Raw genomic sequence first — 20888 nt, forward strand, 5'->3', positions numbered from 1 at the left:
TATCATTGACACTAATTGCACGAATTTAAGCTAATTGACTCGAAATTTTTGATGCCGGTGTTTATGCAAAGAACACGATTTTTAATGAATTGCATGGTTTTAATTTCATTATCAATTTGCGTAATTCGATCACATTCGGGAAAATTCGTGTTTGTTTTATTTGAAGCTGCAATCAGGAATATGATCATTTACCATACCGGTAGCCTGCATGTGGGCATAACAAATAGTACTGCCGAAAAACTTAAAACCCCGTTTTTTCATATCCTTACTGATAGCGTCAGATTCGGGGCTGGTAGCCGGTATTTTATGCGAATGATTTACGATAGGTTTTCCATCGGGCATAAAGCTATACAGGTATTTATCAAACGAACCAAATTCTTTTTGTATACCGATGAACAGTTTAGCATTGTTGATAGCGGCTAATATTTTAAGCCTGTTGCGGATGATACCCTCGTCATGCATTAAGCGCTCAACGTCTTCATCGGTAAAAGCTGCTACTTTTTGCACATCAAAATTGGCAAATGCCTTACGGTAGCCTTCGCGGCGGCGCAATATAGTGATCCAGCTAAGCCCGGCCTGTGCAGATTCTAATATCAGAAATTCAAATAAGGTATGATCATCATGAACTTCTTTGCCCCACTCTTCGTCGTGATATTTGATATATAATTCGTCGGTGCCTGCCCAGGAGCAGCGGATTAGGTCTTTTGGATTTGTTTGATCGGTCATGTTTTACAAGGTTTATGTTGATTATAAATCACGTCATTGCGAGGAACGAAGCAATCCTCGATTAGCGGAGCCGCTCTGTATAGTTCGCGATTACTTCGTTCCTCGCAATGACGTGGTGAGGTTATTTTATTGTTCATTCAACTCATCCCAATATTCAACAGCTCTGCGATAATGTGGAATAACTATTGAGCCTCCAACCAAATTGGCTATCATAAAAATCTCGTTCATTTCATCGTGATTAACGCCCGCTTCGTGGCATTTGCCGAGGTGGTATTTAATGCAATCGTCGCAGCGTAAAACCATGCTGGCAACCAGGCCGAGCATTTCTTTGGTTTTAACATCCAGTGCGCCTTCGGCATAGCTGGTGGTATCGAGTGCAAAAAAGCGTTTAATATTGGTATTGGCGGTTTCCATGATCCTGTCGTTCATTTTAGAGCGATAGGCGTCAAATTCTTCTACAAGTTTTCCCACGGGGTGTTGTGTTTGTTAATAAAAATTTAAGCTAATTAAGCTAAAATATTTAGCATTTAAAAGATTGGATCGTTATTTTTATGGCGTTAACCAAATTCTTTACACACTAATTATGGAAAGTTTATCACCTAACATTTTTGTAAACGATATTAATGCAACCATCAGCTTTTATGAACTGCTTGGTTTTAAAGTGGCAATGAGTGTTCCCGAAACCGGGCCCGATCTTGTTTGGGCCATGATGACTAACGGAAGCGTTACCATGATGTTCCAAACCTTTAGCAGCCTGGCCGATGATCTGCCCGAGATAAGCCGTACCGATGGCGGCTCATTACTGTTGTACATCAACCTGAAAAATATCCGTACTTTTTTCGAAGAGATAAAGGATAAGGTAACCGTACTAAAAGGCCTCGAAACTACTTTTTATGGTGCTACCGAATTCTCCATAAAAGATAATAACGGTTATGTGCTTACTTTTGCCGAGCATGAATAACCGAGGTTATCATAGAAATTAATAATTTAATTAAAATCGCCTTCTTTAGGGGGATTTAGAGGGGCTTATGATCAACTTTAAACGCGCCGACCATATCCAGATTTGTGTTCCGTTAGAACGGCTGGAAGAAGCAAGAATTTTTTATACCGACGTTGTGGGGTTACAGCGGATAGAACGACCGGCCTTTAATTCAAAAGGCTATTGGTTTCAGATATCAGATATCCAGCTTCATTTAAGTACCGAAGATGCTTTACCGCGAACATCGCGGCATACGGCCTTTGAGGTTACCGATATTGCAGAAGCCCGCCGGCACCTGGAAAGCTATGGCGTTGAGTTTTGGGAAGAACCTGTTCTTCCGGATCGCACGCGGTTTTCATTTATTGATCCATTTGGAAACAGGATGGAGTTGCTGCAGTTTACAGAGTAAACTAATAATTGCTGCTGGAGCCAACAAGTGTTGGGATGATGAAATTATCTATATCTTGAAATAGAAAAAATGCCATTGCGAGCGTAGCGCGGCATCTCGTCCGTTTAGGTTGGTCTGTACTTGACTTTTATGCATTGGCTACGAGATTGCCATGTCGCGCTCACGCACTATCCGGCTCGCTCCTCGCAATGATATGGTTAAATAAGTTTAGCGGTAGATTACAACGCCAGCTCTACCATAGGGTCCCAAAAAACTGTTTTGAAATCCTGGATCTGATCGTCAACTACTTTTACGCCTTCACTTTCCAGCATTGCAGCCATGCGGTTGCCGCCGAAATGGGCTTTTGCCGTTAGCAAGCCCTGCCGATTTACCACCCGGTGAGCCGGAACTGCTGGTTTGGCATTGCCCGCTGCCTGCATGGCCCAGCCTACCATGCGCGATGAGCCTTTGGTACCAAGATAGGCTGCAATAGCACCATATGAGGTCACCCGTCCCGGCGGAATGAGTCGGGCTACCTGGTAAACTTTTTCAAAAAAATTAATGTCCTCCATCAGGCGTTTTCAGGAAATGAAAACTTAAGGTAGTTAATGTTTTTGTTATCCTTTAAATATTTTTTCTCGTAGTAGGTTTTAATAGAAAGTACCTCGTCCGCATATACCGAATTGTATAGATCTTCAGTTTTAACGTACAGATTCAACTTCAGCTCGTCAATTTTTTCGGCGGTATAAGCATGCAATCCATCGTTATCTGTTTTAAGGTTAACACAGCCACCAGGTTTTAAGACGATGATATATTTATCTAAGAACCGTGGTGAAGTTAATCGCTTTTTCTCGCGGCTTAATTGCGGCTGCGGGTCGGGAAAGGTGATCCAGATTTCATCAACCTCGCCGGGGGCAAAATAATCGAGCAGGTTTTCGATCTGGATGCGTAAAAAAGCAACATTAGGCACACCATCTTCGATGGCAGTTTTGGCGCCGCGCCAAATGCGGTTGCCTTTGTAGTCGATACCAATGAAGTTTTTATTGGGGAACATCCGCGCGAGGTTCACGGTATATTCGCCTTTGCCGCAGGCCAACTCAAGCACTACAGGATTGTCATTTTTGAAAAATTCAGAATCCCATTGTCCCTTAAACGGTTTGCCGGCATCTAATTGCAATACATTACTAAAGGTTTCAACCTCGGCAAAACGCCTTAACTTATCTTTTCCCACTTTACGTTTTTAAAATAAAGCGCAAAAATATTGAAATTATTTTAACACGAATGATTTGCTTGTTGCAGAGCAATTAAATCGAATTAAACGAATTGGTTTAATGGATCTGTATAGCAGGTTTGAGAAATTCGAATAATTAGCAAAATTCGTGTGGGAATTATTAACACGAATTGATTTGCAGATTGAGCAGCAACTAATCGAATTACACGAAGTTCAAAGGTTAAACTTTCTAATTCGTGAAATTCGTCTCAATTCGAAAAATTCGTGTAAAAATTATTATACCACAGCCCCGCCCACAGGCTTAACATATGGCGTAGGTTTATATGCTACGTCATCTTTCTTTTTGGTGAATTTGGCGAAAAGCGTTTTTGCTTTGTCCCAAATGCTGCTCACGGTATCTTCATTAACATAGTTTGAAGCTTTTTGTGATACCAGGCCAACCAGTGTTTTTACCAAAAAGTTGGAGTGTTTAAAAAGCGTTTTATTCAAGGTAAGCGGAATCACGAACCTAGAGATGAGGTTGAGGATATCGGGATGAAAAAAACTGGTATTTTTTACACCATCGGTATCATTTGAACGCGGGAACAGCGTAAGCACAGTTGAAAATAAAGCAGAAGGGCTGTTAACGCGCGCTTTCAAAGCCACCGATTGCTGTTTTTCAAGTGTTTTTAACCTGAATATTTCGGCTTGCAGATCGCTGATGTTGGTGATATGGAGATCCATGGTTTATCTTTTAAATATTTTTTGAATAAAGATGTTGATAAGCGGCCTTTCAAGGTGTCGTTTAAATATCTTGATAAACATGGCTATCAAAAAGTATAGCACGGCAATACATCCAAAACCCATCCAGTAAGAGTGTAAAATATCGGCAAGAAAAAAGCCTAAGGTAACACTTGCAAAAAGAAAAGCCAGTACCATGCTTATTACAGTCACCAAATCGGCAATAATGCTTGCTAATATGGAGGTGCCACCTTCAATAGCTTCGTATTTTAAAAGCTTAAACCGTGTTTCGGCATATTCCTTTAATTGATCAACTATTGGGGGTACTGGTGGTTGAGTCTCTTTTTTATCTTCCATGAGTAAGGTTATATATCCCGGATGTTGTTTTATCGGCATCCGGGATTGGTGTTATACATGCTTATGCGTGCTCCAGGTCGTCCTGGTATTCTTCTTCGGCACCTTTAATTTTCGACTTGATGTTTTCAACAACTTTGTCTTTTAAGCCAACCAGGTTGTCAATTTCGGCAGCGGCAGTATCTTTTATCGACTCTCCAAGATTTTTTAATGATTCGGTAAGCTTGTCGCGGGTTTCATTGCCTTTATCAGGTGCAAACAAAATACCTAACGCTGCCCCTGCTGCTAAACCGGCAAGCAATGCAACAACTACTTTTGAGTTATCATTCATTGTAATATAATTAAAAGTTGAACATTTTATTAGTTACGTGTAAATATCCTGCCAAATATGTGCATTTGGCACAATTATTTTTATTTAAGTATAAATTAACTTTTATCAGTCAAATAAATTTTACCCTGTGTTCACAAAACTATTCAGGGCTGTACGATATATTTTATAAGCTGTTTATCCGTTCAAGCCTGTCGGCCGCCATGCGGTTTGTTTCATAAATTTCCATCAGCAGCAGGAAATAGGATAGCAGTACCGGGCCAAACACCAGGCCCAGGATCCCGAAAAGGGGCAGGCCTATAAAAACGCCTATTATTGAAATAATAGGGTGTGTGTTGGCAACACGCTTGTTAATGATCATGCGCAAAAAATTATCAATATTGCCAATGAACAATAAACCATAAGCCAGTAATGCTACCCCCTGCCAGTTGTGCCCCTGTGCAAACAATACAATGCTTGCCGGGATACATAACGTTGGTGCACCTACCACAGGTAAAAACGAAATAAAGATAGCGATAACCCCCCAAAAAATCGGGTCGGGAATGCCAAATATCCAAAATCCGTTGGCCAGTAGTATTCCCTGTGTAAGTGCTATAATTCCCTGGCCTAAAACGTTTGAATAGGTAGAATCGCGCAGGGCATTGGCAAATTTCAATGCATGCTGCTCCCTGAATGGCGCATATTTCAATAACCCGGCCTCAAATTCACGTATTTGTGTAAACATGAAATATAGTATAATATACAATACCAGCAGGGTCAATATGGTGTTGGCCGCGCTGCCCAGTATAGACGGGAAGAGACCGGTAGCAAAAGTGCCTAATTTTTGTAATGTCTCTTCGGCAAAATGAGGTTGATTAAGGTTTGCGCCGGCAAATGCATCGATTTTTGAAATCCACTGGTCAATAGGAAGATCTTTAAGGTTGATGCTTGAAATTTTGCCCACAACCATTATGCTTAGTGTTAAGAAGGGGATCACAATCACAATAAGCGATATAAAAATAATAAGCAGGGCCACCAGCGAGCGGTTCCATCCTTTGTTTTCGGCAAGATTAATGTAAAGGGGACGAAAAATGGTGAACAGTACCACTGCGCCAAGGATTGAGCTAAACAAGCTGCTGAGCGCATATAATAAGAAACAGCCAAGTATAATGATACTCGCCAGGATAATATTGTTGCGCTGCTTATAATTGAAGACTGACATGTAGGCTGTTGATTGATACTTGCTTAAACAAAAAAACGCCAAAAAGTTTTAGCGTTTCAATCATTAATTGCAACGCCTTTAGTTGGTATCGTTAAGCAGGGTATTGATCCGGATTGAACTTATTTCTATGGTATCCATGTAAAACAAACAGTCTGATGTTGGATTGGGTATTTCATACCGTAATTGCTCAAGCGCCAGGTGAATGTTTGATAATTGATTTTTTATGTCGTGCCTTAGTTTACGCAGGGTCTCGGCATCGTCTTTTTCTTCATGAGCCCCCATTTTACTTAAGGTTAATGGCCTTCATTTTATTATAAAGGGTTTTGCGGTCGATATTCAGGATTTCGGCAGCTTTGGTTTTGTTGAAATTAACTTCCCTTAACACCCTTATAATTGTTTCATACTCGGCCTCGAGCGCGGCATTTTTAAGGTCATGACGGGGTTCTTTAGCCTCGGGCGCTTCTTCTGTATGCGATGTGGTATGATGATGTTGCGTATAATGATTAGCCGTTTCGTATGATAATTTATAGGTCGACATTTCAAGCGGCAATGCTTTAAGCGTGATCTCATTGCCCTCGGCTAAAAGCGCTGCCCGGCGGATCACGTTTTTAAGCTCGCGGATGTTGCCCGGCCAGCGGTAGTTCATAAAGCAATCTACAACCTCCTGTGAGAAGGATTCAACGTTGCGCCCGAGCTCCTGGTTGGCTATTTTTAAAAAATGTTCTGCCAGTAATATAATATCATGGCCGCGCTCACGTAATGGCGGCATGTAAATGCTAAACTCGTTAAAGCGATGATAAAGATCTTCGCGGAAGCGGCCTTTCTGAATCCCTTCCTGTAGGTTCTCATTGGTGGCTATGATAATGCGTACATCAAGATCTATCTCTTTGGTACTGCCTATTCTTTTAACTTTACGTTCCTGTACGGTACGAAGTAAAGCTGCCTGGATCTCGTACGAAAGGTTGCCCACTTCATCTAAAAATAAAGTACCTCCGTTAGCCATTTCAAAGTGGCCTATTTTAGTATATAAAGCGCCGGTAAATGAACCCTTTTCGTGGCCAAAAAATTCACTTGCCGCGAGCTCCTTGGTTAAAGAACCGCAATCCATGGCTATAAAAGGCTGGTTATGCCGCGGACTGTTGAGGTGAATACTTTTCGCTACGGATTCTTTTCCGGTACCGCTTTCGCCTAAAATAATAACACTGTAGTTTGTTGGTGCCACCAGTTCTATCTGCCGGGCAAGCTCTTTTGACGCGCGGCTGGTGCCAGTTACAAATTCGGCTGCAAAAACGGTTTTTTTTACGGTGCTAACTTTAGTTTTCTCAGGTAAAATAGTCGCCTGTGGCTCCTCGTCAATTTCAACCAGGGCATGGTGTGTTTCAAGGGCCTTATTAATAGTATTTAATATTTCATCGGGATACAGCGGCTTGGTGATATAATCATAGGCCCCCATTTTAATAAGCTCAACCGCCATTTTAATATCTGAATAGCCGGTGATGATGATAACCCCTGTTTTTGGATATTGGATTTTAATATTGCGGAGCATTTCACGGCCGTCGGTATCTTCGAGCCTGAAATCACATAGTACAAGTTGATATTCACCATTTTTCAACGCTTCCATCCCCCCGGTACCGCTTGATGCCGTACTAACGTCAAACCCATTCCGCGTCAAAAACTTCGATAGCAATAACGCCACATTAACTTCATCATCAATGATGAGGATCCTTTTCATATTCAGCAATTATTGTGCGGTAAATGTAATATTACGTGTCAAAATACAAACAATGTGCTAATTTATACGATTTATTTAATTATAAAGGTTCATATCAACTAAAAAAACATAATAAAAAAGGGGAGCCGAATGAGCTCCCCTTTTTATATCAAGGTATTTGTAGGGCCATATATTAAAAGCCGTACGCTACACGTAAACCTATAAAGTTAACTTTGCTTTGATCAACACCTGTTGCATATTTGGTAGTTGCTTCATAGCGGATACCAGCATCAATAAAGCTGCTTGCACTTACCGGGAACTGAACACCAACTTGCGGAGCATAAACAAATGCAGTTGATTTATTAGCGCCAACGTCAGATTTGTTTAACAGGAATGCAGCACCGGCTTCGCCCTGAACATAAAAATTGCTGATAGGGAAGTATTTCAAACCTGCCTTAACCGGGATTAAATGAAAATCAGGTGCGTCAAGGCCTTGTACACCGCCAATATCTTTTTTACCGAATACGTTGTTATAGCCTGCGTTAACAGTAACAAATAACTGGTTTGAAAGAACCGGGATATCAGCCTGTACCGAACCGCCTAAATTCCACTTGTAGTTATCTTTGAAATTGCTAAGAGGAATGCCTGCGTCAACACCGATGCTGTAACGGATGCCGCTTTTAGTTGTAGTTGATGTTGTAGTAGTGGTGGTAGGTGTAGATGTTTGTGCTTTTGCACCAAATGCTAAGCCTGCAAATGCAAGGGCTAATGCTGAAACTTTGAATAAATTTTTCATAACTATTGTTGTGTTTTTGATATATGTTGTTTTAAACACACAGCAAATTAACAACACAAATCAGATGCGATTTTTCATCCAAAAGTCATGAATATTTAATCGATTGATTAATAGTAATTTATTTTTTGACCCTATGGGTATTTTAGTCAGGCGAGTGTAAAATGGACTTGTAATTGCTGTTTTTTTGTCAAAATTAACATTGGCTTAACATGGGCTTTTGACCCGAAAAATGATGAATTCTGCGTGAAATTGGGCGAAACGAGTAAATGCCGAAAAAATCCTGTGAATTTAGTTTACAATATACATCCCGTAATCATTATAGAACTACTCAAAACAAAAAGGGCTTAAGCAAACGCCCAAGCCCTTTAGTTGCTAAAATAATAGCAGATATTATTCTTTATTCTCCAAATCGGCAGCAGCGGGTTCGTCAAGGAACCATTCTACTTCGCCGGATATGGAATCAATAAGCTGTGCCGGATAAAGCTCAATATCCTCATCATCTTCCAGGATGTGTTTTACAGCTTCGGCCTTGCCTGCGCCGTAAACTAAGAATGCTATTTGAGCAGCATCATTAATAAGCGGTGCGTTGAGGGTAATGCGCCATACCTGCTGATCTTCAAGCCATACTTCTTTTACACCAGGCACACGGTCATGCAACACCGGCGTATAAGGGAATAATGATGCGGTGTGCGAGTTATCGCCTAAGCCTAACAGCACCAGGTCAAAGCTTGCTTCGCCGTCATCAAAAAACGCCGAGATCACTTCCCAGTATTTGGCTGCAGCTTCGGCAGGGCCAAACGATGTCTCAACCGGGAAAATCTGTGCCGGACTGATCATCAATGGCTCAAACAACGCTTTTTTTGCCATTAGGTAGTTGCTGTCTTTATGGTCATGTGGCACGTTGCGCTCATCGCCAAAAAAGAAGAAAACTTTTTCCCAGTTCACCTGGTCGGCGTATGTTGTTGAAGCTAATAGCTCGTATAGCTTTTTAGGTGAGCTGCCGCCCGAAAGCGCCACACTGAACTTCCCGTTTTTGTTGATGGCTTCGGTAGCCAGGATAACAAAATGATCGGCCAGCCCGGTTAAAACTTCACCTTCTGTGTTATAGATATTCAGTTTCATCAGCTTTTATTTTTTACCGTTTACAGGTAAAGTAAACCAGTTATAGCCATCACGGGCAATTAAAGCTTCTGCAGCTTCAGGGCCCCATGAATCGGCCGAATAATTAGGGAAGTTAAGGCTCTTTTTATTTTGCCATGTGTTTAGTATCGGCATTACCAGTTCCCATGCTGCCTCAACCTGGTCACCACGCATAAACAGGGTTTGATCGCCCATCATGGTATCCAGTATCAGTGTTTCATAAGCTTCAGGTGCCTGGTTGGTATAAGTACCTTTATAGTCAAACACCATATCAACGGCGTTTAATACCATATCGATACCGGGGCGTTTAGCCTGAACCTGCAAACGGATGCTCATCTCTGGCTGAATGCTGATGATCAACCTGTTTTGCTGCCAGCTTTCGGTAGCTTCGGCCGGGAAAATCTGGTGAGGGACATCTTTAAACTGGATAGTGATAACTGATGATGACTGGTGCATTCTTTTACCTGTACGCAAGTAGAATGGTACACCTTGCCAGCGCCAGTTGTCGATGAAGAACTTAATTGCTGCAAAAGTTTCGGTATTTGATTCCGGATTAACTTTTGGTTCTTCGCGGTATCCCGGTACTTCTTTACCTTTCATCCATCCGCTGCCGTATTGGCCCCTAACGGTCGAATTACGAACATCTTCGGCGGTAAATTTGCGCATTGCTTTCAATACGTCAACTTTGCGGTCGCGTACTTCGTCGGCGCTAAAACTGATAGGAGGCTCCATAGCCACGTGGCAAAGCAACTGCAGCAGGTGGTTTTGGATCATATCACGCATAGCGCCCGAACCATCATAATAGTCGCCGCGTTCTTCAACGCCTAATTGCTCGGTAACGGAGATCTGTACGTGTTCAATGTGGTTACGGTTCCATAGCGGCTCCATAATGGAGTTGGCAAAACGGAAAGCCATGATATTTTGAACAGTTTCTTTACCCAGGTAATGATCGATACGATAGATCTGGCATTCATCAAAAATGCTTTTCAATAACTGGTTCAGATCTTTTGCAGTTTCCAGGTCGTGTCCAAATGGTTTCTCAATGATGATCCTTACACGTTTTTTATCATCGGCCAATTTAGCTTTTGATATGTTTGAGGCAATGATCGGGAAGAAATTAGGCGCTACCGCAAGGTAAAACAACACGTTTGCCTTAGTTTTCCACTCGGCGTTGTGTTTCTCAATGCGTTTGCCAAATTCTTTGTATGTTTCAAAATCAGTAGCGTCAGATACCTGGTAATAAACGTTTTTTACAAATTCGGCCCATTGTTTATCATCCGTTTTACCGCTGCGCGAAAACTGGTTGATATCTTTATATAGGTTTTCTCTGAACTGCTCGTCGGTTAGCTTGGTACGACCGGTACCAATAATGGAAAATTGTTTGGGCATCCATCCATCTAAAAATAGATTATATAGGGCCGGCGCAATTTTCCGGGAGTTCAAATCTCCCGTTCCACCAAAAATGATAAATATGGTAGGGTCTGATTTAGCTGTTGTGCTCATTGTTTTGTTTTAATTAATAGCGTCAATTAGTCGTTTGCCGGAGCCCATTGTGTATGGAAAGTGCCTTCTTTACCAATCAGCTCATAAGTGTGCGCGCCAAAATAATCACGCTGGGCTTGGGTAAGGTTTGAAGGCATTCTTTCGCTGCGGAAAGCATCAAAATAGCTCAATGCTGAAGCATAACCGGGAGCAGCAACACCGGCAGCAATAGTAGCCGATAATACTTTCCTGATGCCTGGTAAGGTACCGGCAACCAATGCCTGTATATCACTGTCAAGCAAAAGGTGAGGCAGTGCCTGATCTTTATTGTAAGCATTGTAAATGTCATTCAAAAATTCTGAACGGATGATACAGCCGCCTCTCCAGATCTTGGCAATTTCGCCCAAATGAAGGTCATATTTATACTCTTCAGATGCTTTGGTAAGCAGGTGCATACCCTGTGCATAAGTAAGGATGCTGGTAAAATAGAAAGCCTGCTCTAAAGCAACCAGTAACTCTTCTTTATCTCCTTTAAGCTCAATAGGGTCGTTATAAAGGGCAGAAGCTTTTTCGCGCAGTGATTTGTATTTAGACAGGTCGCGCATAGATACCGATGTATCGATGGTTGGGATTGGGGTTACCAAATCCATAGCCACCTGCGACGTCCATTTACCTGTACCTTTAGCTTTCGCTTCGTCTTTAATATCATCTAACAATAAATGATCGGTTCCAGGTGCTTTGTATTTGAAAATATCTTTGGTGATATCTAACAGGAATGACTGTAAACGGCCTTCGTTCCATTTAGTGAACAGATCGCCAATTTCGTCGTTACCTAACTTTAAGCCTTTTTTAAGGATCTCATAAGTTTCGGCAATTACCTGCATGATACCGTACTCGATACCGTTGTGAACCATTTTAACAAAGTGACCTGATGCGCCAGGGCCAATGTAAGTAACACACGGTTCGCCGTTAACTTTAGCAGCAATGGCTTCAAAAATAGGTTTCATGACAGCATAAGCATCCTTATCGCCACCCGGCATCATGCTTGGGCCACGACGGGCACCTTCTTCACCGCCTGATACACCCATGCCAAAGAAATGCAGTCCTTTAGCCTCCAGTTCCTCAACACGACGGTTTGTATCAGTAAAGTGCGAGTTACCGCCATCAATCAGAATATCGCCTTTTTCTAATAACGGGGTTAATTCCTCAATTACAGCGTCAACAATTTTACCGGCAGGCACCAACATCATGATAGCCCTTGGTGTGGTAAGGCTCTGTATAAATTCTTTAACATCGGCAAAGCCCTTTGCGGCCCTGTCACCAGCTTCCTGGTTCAATGAATCTACTTTACCGGTATCTTTATCGTGCCCGGCCACCGCGAAGCCATGATCGGCCATGTTCAGCAGCAGGCTGCGACCCATAACACCCAGGCCTATCATACCAAAGGCGTATTTATTTTCTGTTGCGCTCATGTTGTTTTGAGGTTTTCTTTTTTAAGAGTTTCTAAAATTTTCTTAGTGTTTTCGAGGCTGGTGTGCTGAAAAGAACGGATGCCTAATTTTTGCGCGGTATCGACAAACATTTTCCTGTCGTCGAAATAAACGCATTGCTGAGGCGATACCTGGGCTATACCCATAGCTAACTGCCAGATACCCGGATCAGGTTTACGCATTTTTACTTCGCATGATGATACAAAGGCATCAAAACACTCATGCAGCTTAAACTTACGTACCCTGTAATCGTTTAGCTCCTTACCCTCGTTGTTCACTGATATAATGCGGAAGCCGCAATCTTTTTTCCAATCTTTCAGGAATTGCAGCATAGGCAATTCCACAGATGTAGAATAGATGAAATCCTTAAAATCTTCGCGTACAAAATCCCGCGGGTGGTTAAATATCACCGTATCAAGGTATTCGTCGAGCGTGATACTGCCAATTTCATATACGTTAAAAATGAAATTATGCAGCGCGTTAACTTCTTCGTAATCAAGGTTAAAACGTTTGGCCGCTTCTTCGCGCGCCTCATGCCCCCATCCGTTCGACAGCAAAATGCCGCCCACGTCAAAAAAAAGGATCTTTAGATCAGCAACTTCCATAGATGTATTTTTTTAGTCGTAAGTCTTTAGTATTAAGTCCGAAGTCAAAATAATTACCCCGACTTCGAACTCATCACTTTCGACTTAAGACTTCGAACTTATTACTTATTCTTTTGTGTTTCGATGGCGTTCAACAACTTTTCAAATGGCTTGTTGAATTTCTCGATACCTTCGTCTTCCAGTTGCTGGGTTACAGCAGCAAGGTCGATACCTAAAGAAGGTAGTTTGGCTAAGATCTCGGTAGCTTTATCTAAACCGGTTTCTAAAGTGTTGGCAGCAACACCGTGATCACGGAAAGCGTCAACGGTTTCCAGAGGAACGGTATCAACCGTGTCCGGGCCAATTAATGCCTCAACATATTTGGTATCTTTAAATGCAGGGTTTTTGCTGCCTGTACTTGCCCATAATAAACGCTGTGGTTGTGCACCTTGCTCGGCAAGTTTTTTCCACCTTTCACTGCTGAATACCCTTTTATAAATTTCGTATGCTTTTTTAGCTGATGCGATTGCGACCTCACCATACAGCTCTTTTTCGCCTTTTGCTTCAATGATCGGGTCCACAACAACATCAATACGGCTCAGAAAGAAACTGGCTACTGACGCAATGTGGGCAATTTTATGACCTGCAGCTAAATGCTCTTCCAGGCCTGCAATGTAAGCTTCGGTCACTTCTTCATAACGCTCTAAGCCAAACAGCAGGGTAACATTGATATTGATACCTTTTGCAATTGATTGCTGAATAGCAGCCAAACCTGGTTTAGTACCAGGGATTTTGATCATTACGTTTTCGCGGTTAACTTTTTTCCAAAGTTCTTCTGCTTGTTTAGCAGTACCTTCGGTATCTAAAGCCAGGAACGGAGAAACTTCAAGGCTTACGTAACCATCAACTTTGTTTGATTCTTCGTAAACACCTTTAAACAGGTCGGCAGCAGCCTGGATATCTTTAACAGCTATTTCAAAAAACAGCTTTTCGTTGTCGCTTTCAGATTTAAGAGCAGCGATATCAGCATCGTAATCAGAACTGCTGCTGATAGCCTTTTCAAAAATTGCAGGGTTTGAAGTAACGCCGCGTACGCCGTCAACGTCAATTAATTGTTTAAGTTTTCCTGAAGAAATGATCTCACGGTCAATAAAATCAAGCCAGATACTCTGACCAAAACCATGTATCTGTGCTACGTTATTAGTTGCCATAATAGGGTTTGTTTTTGTGTTTGTTAATTATTTTGTTAAAAGCGCGATGAAGGTAGTAAAAATTGCTACCAAATCGGTCTATTATGTAAAGTTCTTAATAAGAATGTCAGTAATTGTAAGATTTATATCATACTTTGTTAATATTTCCGGGTTAAGTCTGCAGTTTTTAGCAGTAAATGCCGGTTTTTAGTCTTAAATTAGAATTAGCAAATCAAAAGTCTCATTTTCTTTAAGATTTCGGACTAAAGATGTCGAACTTAAGGCTAAATCTAACTGTTCGAGGCCATGATAATATTCACATCAAAGCCGATAAAAAGCCCGCTTTCTATTACCCCTGTTATCGATTTAATATCCCTTTCAAAACTTTTACCAATTTCATCGAATTTGCAATCCAATACAAGGTTGCCATTTTCTGAAATTATTGGCCCATCCTTACCTTTTGCCGGACGGATAGCTATTTCGGTGGCTCCTAAACTTTTCAGCTCCTTTTCCACATAAGGTAATGCCTGTGGGAAAACCTCGATAGGCACCGGAAATTTCGAGCCTAATTTATCAACCATTTTCGACTCATCAACTATAATATAACTTACTTCACTTGAGCTGATGAGCAACTTCTCTTTAAACATAGCCCCGCCGCGCCCTTTGATCAGGCTTTTGTCGGGGTCAACCTCATCAGCTCCGTCAAAAAGCCAATCGGGTTTATGTTCATACAGCGTTGTTATTGGCAGGCCCAGTTTACTGCAAAACATAGAAAGCTCTACCGAAGTTGGGATTGCTTTTACATTCAGCTTTTCATCTTTTACCCTTTGGGCAATGGCCACCAAAGCCAGGTATGATGTTGAACCCGAGCCAACACCTATAATATCGCCATCCTTAACTTTTGCTGCAATTTCGGCAGCTACCTTTTGTTTGCCTTCGATATTGATGATCTTATCGGCCCACTCAAGGTTATTTATCAGGTTGCTGTTCCAGTTCATGTTAGTTCAGAATCAAGAAGTCAAGAGTCAAGAGCCAGGAAGGAAGAAAGATCTTGATTCCTGACTCTTGATTTCTTGCCTCTATAAAAGAGCTTTTGCTTTTTTAACAACGTTATCAACAGTAAAGCCGAAGTGTTTGTACAGATCTTCGGCTGGGGCTGATTCGCCAAAGGTGGTCATACCCAGCATATCGCCTTCGTCAGTGATATATTTGTGCCAGCCCATTGGTGATGCCATTTCAACCGCCAAACGTTTTTTACTTGCTTTAGGGAATACTGATTCTTTGTAAGCCGCATCCTGTTTTTCAAACAATTCCCATGATGGCATACTTACCACGCGGGTTGAAATGCCTTCAGCTTCCAGTTTTTCCTGTGCCTGCATAATTAAAGCTACTTCAGATCCGGTAGCGATCAGGATCAGATCCGGGCCTTTGCTGCCTTCTGAAAGGATATAAGCACCTTTTTCCAGGTTTTCGGCTTTGCCATATTTATCCTGGTCAAGGATAGGTAAGCCCTGGCGGGTGAAGATCAGCACAGTTGGGCCGCCTTTTTTCTCGATGGCAACACGCCATGCATGCGCGCTTTCGTTGGCATCAGCCGGACGGATCACGGTTAAGTTTGGTATCGAACGTAAAGAAGCCAATTGCTCAATAGGCTGGTGAGTAGTACCATCCTCGCCCAAACCAATACTATCATGCGTATAAACAAAAATCGGGTTTATTTTCATGATGGCCGCCAGGCGGATTGGCGGGCGCATATATTCAGAGAACATCAGGAAGGTAGCACCAAACGGCAACACACCTTTGGTTAAAGCCATACCGTTTAATGCAGAACCCATAGCATGCTCACGGATCCCGAAGTGGAAGTTGCGGCCTGCACGGTTTTCTGATGTAAACGAATCGTACTCTTTCAGGTTAGTTTCGGTTGATGGGGCAAGGTCGGCCGCACCGCCAATAAGGTTTGGCAATGCCGGCGCAATAGCGTTTAATACTTTGCCTGAGGCCTGGCGGGTTGCCATTTTAGGGTCGGAACCTTTAAATACCGGCAATTTATCTTTCCAGCCTGCAGGTAGTTCGCCTTTCGCGGCAGCTTCGTATTCGGTGGCTAACTCAGGAAATTTTGCTTTATAATCTGCAAATAATTTGTTCCATTTTTCTTCAACTGCAGCGCCGCGTGCACCTTTTTTGTGATAGTAATCCAGCACCTCGTCAGGTACGTTGAATGATTTTTCAGGATCGAAACCGAAGAACTGTTTTACCAGTTTAATTTCGTCGGCGCCAAGCGGCGAACCATGTGAACCTGCAGTGCCCGATTTATTAGGGCTACCATAGGCAATCAGCGAGCGAACGCGGATAAATGATGGTTTCTGAGTTTCGGCTTTGGCATTGATCAAAGCCAGCTCAAGCGCGTGAGTATCGTTTACATCAGTAAGGTCCTGCACGTGCCAGCCGTATGCGCGAAAACGGGCGCTTACATCTTCATTAAAAGCAATATCAGTGCTGCCTTCAATAGAGATGTGGTTGTCATCATATAAATAGATCAGGTTACCCAATTGCAGGTGACCTGCCAATGATGCCGCTTCTGAAGTTACACCCTCCATCAAGTCGCCATCGCTGCAGATAGTGTAAATATTGTAGTTGAACAGCTCAAAACCAGGTTTGTTGTAACGGGCAGCCAGGTGTTTTTGAGCAATGGCAAAGCCCACAGCATTGGCAAAGCCCTGTCCCAGCGGACCGGTAGTTACTTCAATGCCGGGCGCCAAACCATACTCGGGGTGACCGGCCGTTTTGCTGTTTAGCTGGCGAAACTGTTTGATGTCATCTAACGAAAGATCATAGCCCATTAAATACAAAAAGTTGTACTGTAAAATACAAGCGTGGCCTGCCGAAAGGATAAACCTGTCGCGGTTTGCCCAATCGGGGTTTTTAGGGTTGTAGTTTAAAAACTTTGTCCATAAAACGTGGCCCATTGGTGCCAGCGCCATAGCTGTACCAGGGTGGCCTGAGTTTGCTTTTTGCACAGCATCGGCTGCCAATACCCTTACGGTATCAATCGCCAATTTTTCTATGTCTTGTTGGTTTTCCATTTTTTTATCAGGTATTGTAGTTAGTGTTAGTTTTTAATTTACTCGGTAGGTGTTGCAATTTTGCGCTTGGTTTTACTTTCGTCCTCACTGAGCCAAAGCCTCGCGCCGCCTTTGATACCATCGGCATTGGTAACTATCTTCATATTTTTGTCGAGCTTAAAGGTAAGCTCATCTGAATTGCCGCCGCCAATGTATAAAGTATCGTAATTGAATACAGTTTTCAATATTTTGAAAACCTTTTTCATGCGTTTGTTCCATTTCTCTTTGCCTTCTTTCTCCAAAGCCTTCTCGCCTATATAGTTATCATAGGTAATACCTTCTTTTATCGGGAGGTGCGCCAGTTCAAAGTGGGGCAACAAATGACCGTCCATTAACAAAGCAGTACCAAAACCTGTGCCCAGGGTTATCACCATTTCAAGACCTTTCCCGGCAACAACGCCAAGGCCCTGCATATCGGCATCGTTTACCACCTGTGTTGGTTTGCCTAATGCTTTTTCCAGTTTTTTGCTTAAATCAACATCAGCCCAATAATCAGTGCCCAGGTTAGGCGCGGTTTTAACGACCCCGTTTTTTACATAACCCGGGAAACCAACCGATATTTTATCATATGCCGGAAAATCCTTTACAAGGGTGTTGATAGCTTTTATAACGTTTTCGGGATTTGCAGGAGCGGGGGTAGGTATCTTGTCGTACTCCATTTTTAAATCCCCTTTTTTATTCAGGATAGTGGCTTTAATGTGTGATCCACCGATATCGATTGAGAGAACCCTTAGTTGGGATGGTGTTTTTTTCATTTAGCGTAATTTATTTAGCTGGTTAGCAATTTGGTGAAAACCTTAGTTCCCAGCGCATAAATATCACATTTTAATAATATCAAATTGTTAAATAATGCGATAAAATCAATTTATCCCATTGAAGCAACTAAGGTAAAGTTAGCGTTGCTTTTATTTAACGAGTCAATTTTTAAAAGTATTTTACTTATGCGTGGCAAAATCAGTGCAATTAAGGTAAAATGTAAATACCCCCGGTTATTTTTTTCAAATGCTTAAACTGTTATTACCTGTTTTAAGTGTAAAAGTTTTCCCTTTCCACACAAAAATGCCTGATGTGTTTTTGGGGAGCACTATGTTAATACTCCATTTACCATTATCGAACACGTATTTGGCATAAACTTTTCCGTTAGGGTGGGGCACTTCACCGCTGATATTTCTGATCTGGCCCAAATGCGGCTCAATTTTTATTTTGCTGAAACCCGGCGCGTACGTATCCACGCCTAAAACAGTACGGTAAAATTCAATATTCGGACTTGCACCCCAGGCGTGACAATCGGAGCGGTTATGGTCAAGGTCGGAGATTTCGGCCCAGGTGGTTAAGCCCATTTTGATATTATCACGCCAGATGTTGAGCCAGTTTAAGTAATCATCGCCCAAACCACCCTTAACCATGGCCTGATGCAGGTAGTATTTAAAGTAGATGGTGCATTTGGTGAGCATACTATCATTCAATAATTTTAGGCTGATATCATGTGCGGTCGCGCTATTTACCATACCCGCTAATACAGCTATGGAGTTGGTATGCTGAGAAAATAGTTGTTTATCCTCGGTATCGGCATATAGTTTTTTGCCAGCATCCCAGTATTTACTTTGGATAACGGTTTTTAATTGCGCTGCTTTGGCCTTGTACATTGCAGCAAACGCGGGCATTCCCATTTTTGCTTCCATTTCGGCGGCCTGCCGATAGGCCCACATCAACTGCAGGTCTAATATAGCCGAAGTGCCTTTGGCACTTTTAGGGGCCTGTCCAAAATCCCAGCCTTTGTCGTTTACCCAGTCAACAAATGTCCAGTACGGGGTATCTTTTAAGGAGCCATCGGCTTGCTGATACTTGCTGAAAAAATTGAGTACATCGCGCATGCCGGGCAGCTTGTCTTTAATAAATAAACTATCGGGCCGGTACATCCAGTAATCATGCAGCATCCCGATATACCAGAGCGAAAAGGTGGAAATAATTTGGGGCGAGAACGAGGGGTGACGGCTTAGCGTGATCCCTTCGGCCAGGCGGGAATGATCCATCTGGTTGATGGCGTTGCGCACCAGGCGGTCATCGCCGCTATTATAAAAAGATACCAGCGCCTGGATGCGGGTATCGCCAACGTATTGCAGCTGTTCATAGTATGGACAGTCGGTATAGGTTTCACCGGCGCAAAGGCGGGCGGTGCGCCAGCCAATATCCAGTATTTGCTGCATTTCGGGGTTGGGCGTTTCCAGTTTGGCATTCATTTTAAACGGATACCCGGTAAACGTTCCGTAAATATCGTCAATAACCAATGGCTCATCTTTGGTGGTTATTTTTACTTCGATATACCTGAAAGTGCGCCATGTTAAGGTAGTAAATGAATTGCCGGAGGCGCCGTCAGCAATTATGCTGTCGCGCCTGCCAACAAAGATCTTTCCCTCTACGTCATTGCGGTTACCTTTAACAGTACCCTCCGGGCCGGTAAGCGCTTTAAACAACGATTCGGTATAGCTGATGCCGATACCTGCATTTTTTCCCTTGCTAAAATTGAGTGTTAAAAACGCGTTAGTAAGATACGTTTGGTCGAGTATCAGGGTAGCCGAAGTATTAGCCGGGATAGTGACCGCAGTTTTGCTTGCCGGGAATGAAGAAGGAATAGTTATGCCATCCGCCTTTCTTAAAACCGGGATCCTTTGACGGGTCAATTCCATGGCGGGTATTGACGATGGCACCAGCATCCAGCCAAAGGCATTGGTTACGCCTTTTGGATTTCCGTTGTCAATACGGATAGCATTTTTCCAGCTACTGTCATCAAGCCCGGTCGCGTTCCAATCTTTTATAGATTGGTTTAAATCTACCCACTCGCCCGGCCCCGCAACGTAATAAGGATGCCAGCCGATACCGGTAATAGGCTGAAATGATTTATCACGGATGCCTTTCCATGTTTTATTGGTATTGATGATTTCTTCATTTGGCGTATCGCCCTGCATAATGAAACCTGTTTGTAAGGAGATCTGTGCTTCGGGGCGATAATCGCCATCATTCCAAACTACAGCGGCAATGAGGTTTTTGCCCGGCTGAAGATATGGCGCCAGATCAACCGTTTCATAATTCCAGTAATAAGTATCTCCGCGGGCGGGGCCTAACGAAACCAAAGTTTGGTTAACGTATAGTTTATAGCGATTATCTGCCGATACATGAACGACGAAGGAAGCAGGCTTAGCTGAAAGCTCAATGCTTTTCCTGAAGTAATAAACGCCATATTCTTTTAATGATTCCTGTGGAACAGTGATCCACGATGCTTTCCACTGGTGTTTTAAAAGCGCCGGACTGATGGTTTGCGCATAGGTGGATGCTGTAATAAAAAGAAAACACAAAAAAAAGTAACGTTTAAAAGATGTCTTCATGAAATAGGGTGGTTTATAGGTGATCGGCATTTGCCTGTACAGCTAAATTACAATTAAAGCTTT

Annotated in this window: 22 protein-coding genes; 2 read left to right on the forward strand and 20 right to left on the reverse strand. The window is 42.5% G+C overall.

From position 1 onward, the window contains the following. Positions 1–156: 156 nt before the first annotated feature. Complete coding sequence (locus BLS28_RS11760) at positions 157–726, reverse strand: DNA-3-methyladenine glycosylase I (protein ID WP_091167035.1); 570 nt, start codon at positions 724–726, stop codon at positions 157–159. A gap of 126 nt (positions 727–852) precedes the next feature. Further along, the gene (locus BLS28_RS11765) at positions 853–1197 is read right to left on the reverse strand and encodes a carboxymuconolactone decarboxylase family protein (protein ID WP_091167037.1); all 345 of its coding nucleotides are present in this window, start codon (positions 1195–1197) and stop codon (positions 853–855) included. A gap of 112 nt (positions 1198–1309) precedes the next feature. On the opposite strand from BLS28_RS11765, the gene BLS28_RS11770 reads away from it, so the two are divergent. Together BLS28_RS11770 and BLS28_RS11775 are read left to right on the forward strand one after the other, a co-directional pair. Continuing rightward, positions 1310–1687: a VOC family protein gene (locus tag BLS28_RS11770; RefSeq protein ID WP_091167039.1), complete on the forward strand. Its 378-nt coding sequence runs from the start codon at positions 1310–1312 to the stop codon at positions 1685–1687. Positions 1688–1754: 67 nt separating this feature from the next. Beyond that, complete coding sequence (locus BLS28_RS11775) at positions 1755–2114, forward strand: VOC family protein (protein ID WP_091167042.1); 360 nt, start codon at positions 1755–1757, stop codon at positions 2112–2114. Positions 2115–2332: 218 nt separating this feature from the next. On the opposite strand, the gene BLS28_RS11780 is transcribed toward BLS28_RS11775, so the two are convergent. From BLS28_RS11780 to BLS28_RS11865, 18 genes are all read right to left on the reverse strand, one after another. Continuing rightward, positions 2333–2665 (reverse strand): MGMT family protein, encoded by a 333-nt coding sequence (locus tag BLS28_RS11780; protein ID WP_091167044.1) that lies wholly within the window; start codon positions 2663–2665, stop codon positions 2333–2335. Next, a complete protein-coding gene (trmB, locus tag BLS28_RS11785; RefSeq protein WP_091167047.1) occupies positions 2665–3324 on the reverse strand; it encodes a tRNA (guanosine(46)-N7)-methyltransferase TrmB in 660 nt (219 codons plus the stop codon). The genes BLS28_RS11780 and trmB overlap by 1 nt, the downstream gene beginning before the upstream one ends. Before the next feature lie 276 nt (positions 3325–3600). Next, positions 3601–4047, reverse strand: a complete 447-nt coding sequence (locus BLS28_RS11790; protein ID WP_091167049.1) for a hypothetical protein — start codon at positions 4045–4047, stop codon at positions 3601–3603. A gap of 3 nt (positions 4048–4050) precedes the next feature. After that, complete coding sequence (locus BLS28_RS11795; RefSeq protein WP_167516304.1) at positions 4051–4401, reverse strand: phage holin family protein; 351 nt, start codon at positions 4399–4401, stop codon at positions 4051–4053. A 61-nt stretch (positions 4402–4462) separates the two neighbouring features. Next, complete coding sequence (locus BLS28_RS11800; protein WP_090532345.1) at positions 4463–4729, reverse strand: YtxH domain-containing protein; 267 nt, start codon at positions 4727–4729, stop codon at positions 4463–4465. A 163-nt stretch (positions 4730–4892) separates the two neighbouring features. Continuing rightward, positions 4893–5927, reverse strand: coding sequence for an AI-2E family transporter (locus BLS28_RS11805; RefSeq protein ID WP_091167054.1), 1035 nt, complete (start codon positions 5925–5927; stop codon positions 4893–4895). A 78-nt stretch (positions 5928–6005) separates the two neighbouring features. Beyond that, a complete protein-coding gene (locus BLS28_RS11810; protein WP_091167056.1) occupies positions 6006–6209 on the reverse strand; it encodes a hypothetical protein in 204 nt (67 codons plus the stop codon). 1 nt (position 6210) lies between these two features. Further along, a complete protein-coding gene (locus tag BLS28_RS11815) occupies positions 6211–7659 on the reverse strand; it encodes a sigma-54-dependent transcriptional regulator (RefSeq protein WP_091167059.1) in 1449 nt (482 codons plus the stop codon). 172 nt (positions 7660–7831) lie between these two features. Next, positions 7832–8434: an outer membrane beta-barrel protein gene (locus tag BLS28_RS11820; protein ID WP_091167061.1), complete on the reverse strand. Its 603-nt coding sequence runs from the start codon at positions 8432–8434 to the stop codon at positions 7832–7834. A 390-nt stretch (positions 8435–8824) separates the two neighbouring features. Then, a complete protein-coding gene (gene pgl / locus BLS28_RS11825; RefSeq protein ID WP_091167064.1) occupies positions 8825–9556 on the reverse strand; it encodes a 6-phosphogluconolactonase in 732 nt (243 codons plus the stop codon). 6 nt (positions 9557–9562) lie between these two features. After that, the gene (gene zwf / locus BLS28_RS11830) at positions 9563–11077 is read right to left on the reverse strand and encodes a glucose-6-phosphate dehydrogenase (protein WP_090532336.1); all 1515 of its coding nucleotides are present in this window, start codon (positions 11075–11077) and stop codon (positions 9563–9565) included. A gap of 26 nt (positions 11078–11103) precedes the next feature. Next, entirely contained in the window at positions 11104–12528 is a 1425-nt protein-coding gene (gene gnd / locus BLS28_RS11835) for an NADP-dependent phosphogluconate dehydrogenase (RefSeq protein ID WP_091167067.1), read from the reverse strand. Continuing rightward, positions 12525–13151, reverse strand: coding sequence for an HAD family hydrolase (locus BLS28_RS11840; protein WP_091167070.1), 627 nt, complete (start codon positions 13149–13151; stop codon positions 12525–12527). The genes gnd and BLS28_RS11840 overlap by 4 nt, the downstream gene beginning before the upstream one ends. 101 nt (positions 13152–13252) lie before the next feature. Then, entirely contained in the window at positions 13253–14341 is a 1089-nt protein-coding gene (tal, locus tag BLS28_RS11845) for a transaldolase (RefSeq protein WP_091167073.1), read from the reverse strand. A gap of 269 nt (positions 14342–14610) precedes the next feature. Continuing rightward, positions 14611–15318: a ribose 5-phosphate isomerase A gene (gene rpiA, locus BLS28_RS11850; protein ID WP_091167076.1), complete on the reverse strand. Its 708-nt coding sequence runs from the start codon at positions 15316–15318 to the stop codon at positions 14611–14613. An 81-nt stretch (positions 15319–15399) separates the two neighbouring features. Then, complete coding sequence (gene tkt, locus BLS28_RS11855; RefSeq protein ID WP_091167078.1) at positions 15400–17403, reverse strand: transketolase; 2004 nt, start codon at positions 17401–17403, stop codon at positions 15400–15402. Between the two features lie 38 nt (positions 17404–17441). Further along, positions 17442–18197, reverse strand: a complete 756-nt coding sequence (locus BLS28_RS11860) for an ROK family protein (RefSeq protein ID WP_090532325.1) — start codon at positions 18195–18197, stop codon at positions 17442–17444. A gap of 243 nt (positions 18198–18440) precedes the next feature. Continuing rightward, entirely contained in the window at positions 18441–20825 is a 2385-nt protein-coding gene (locus tag BLS28_RS11865; RefSeq protein ID WP_091167630.1) for an alpha-L-rhamnosidase-related protein, read from the reverse strand. Between the last annotated feature and the right edge of the window lie 63 nt (positions 20826–20888).

Source organism: Mucilaginibacter gossypii, assembly GCF_900100945.1.
Lineage (GTDB): Bacteria > Bacteroidota > Bacteroidia > Sphingobacteriales > Sphingobacteriaceae > Mucilaginibacter > Mucilaginibacter gossypii.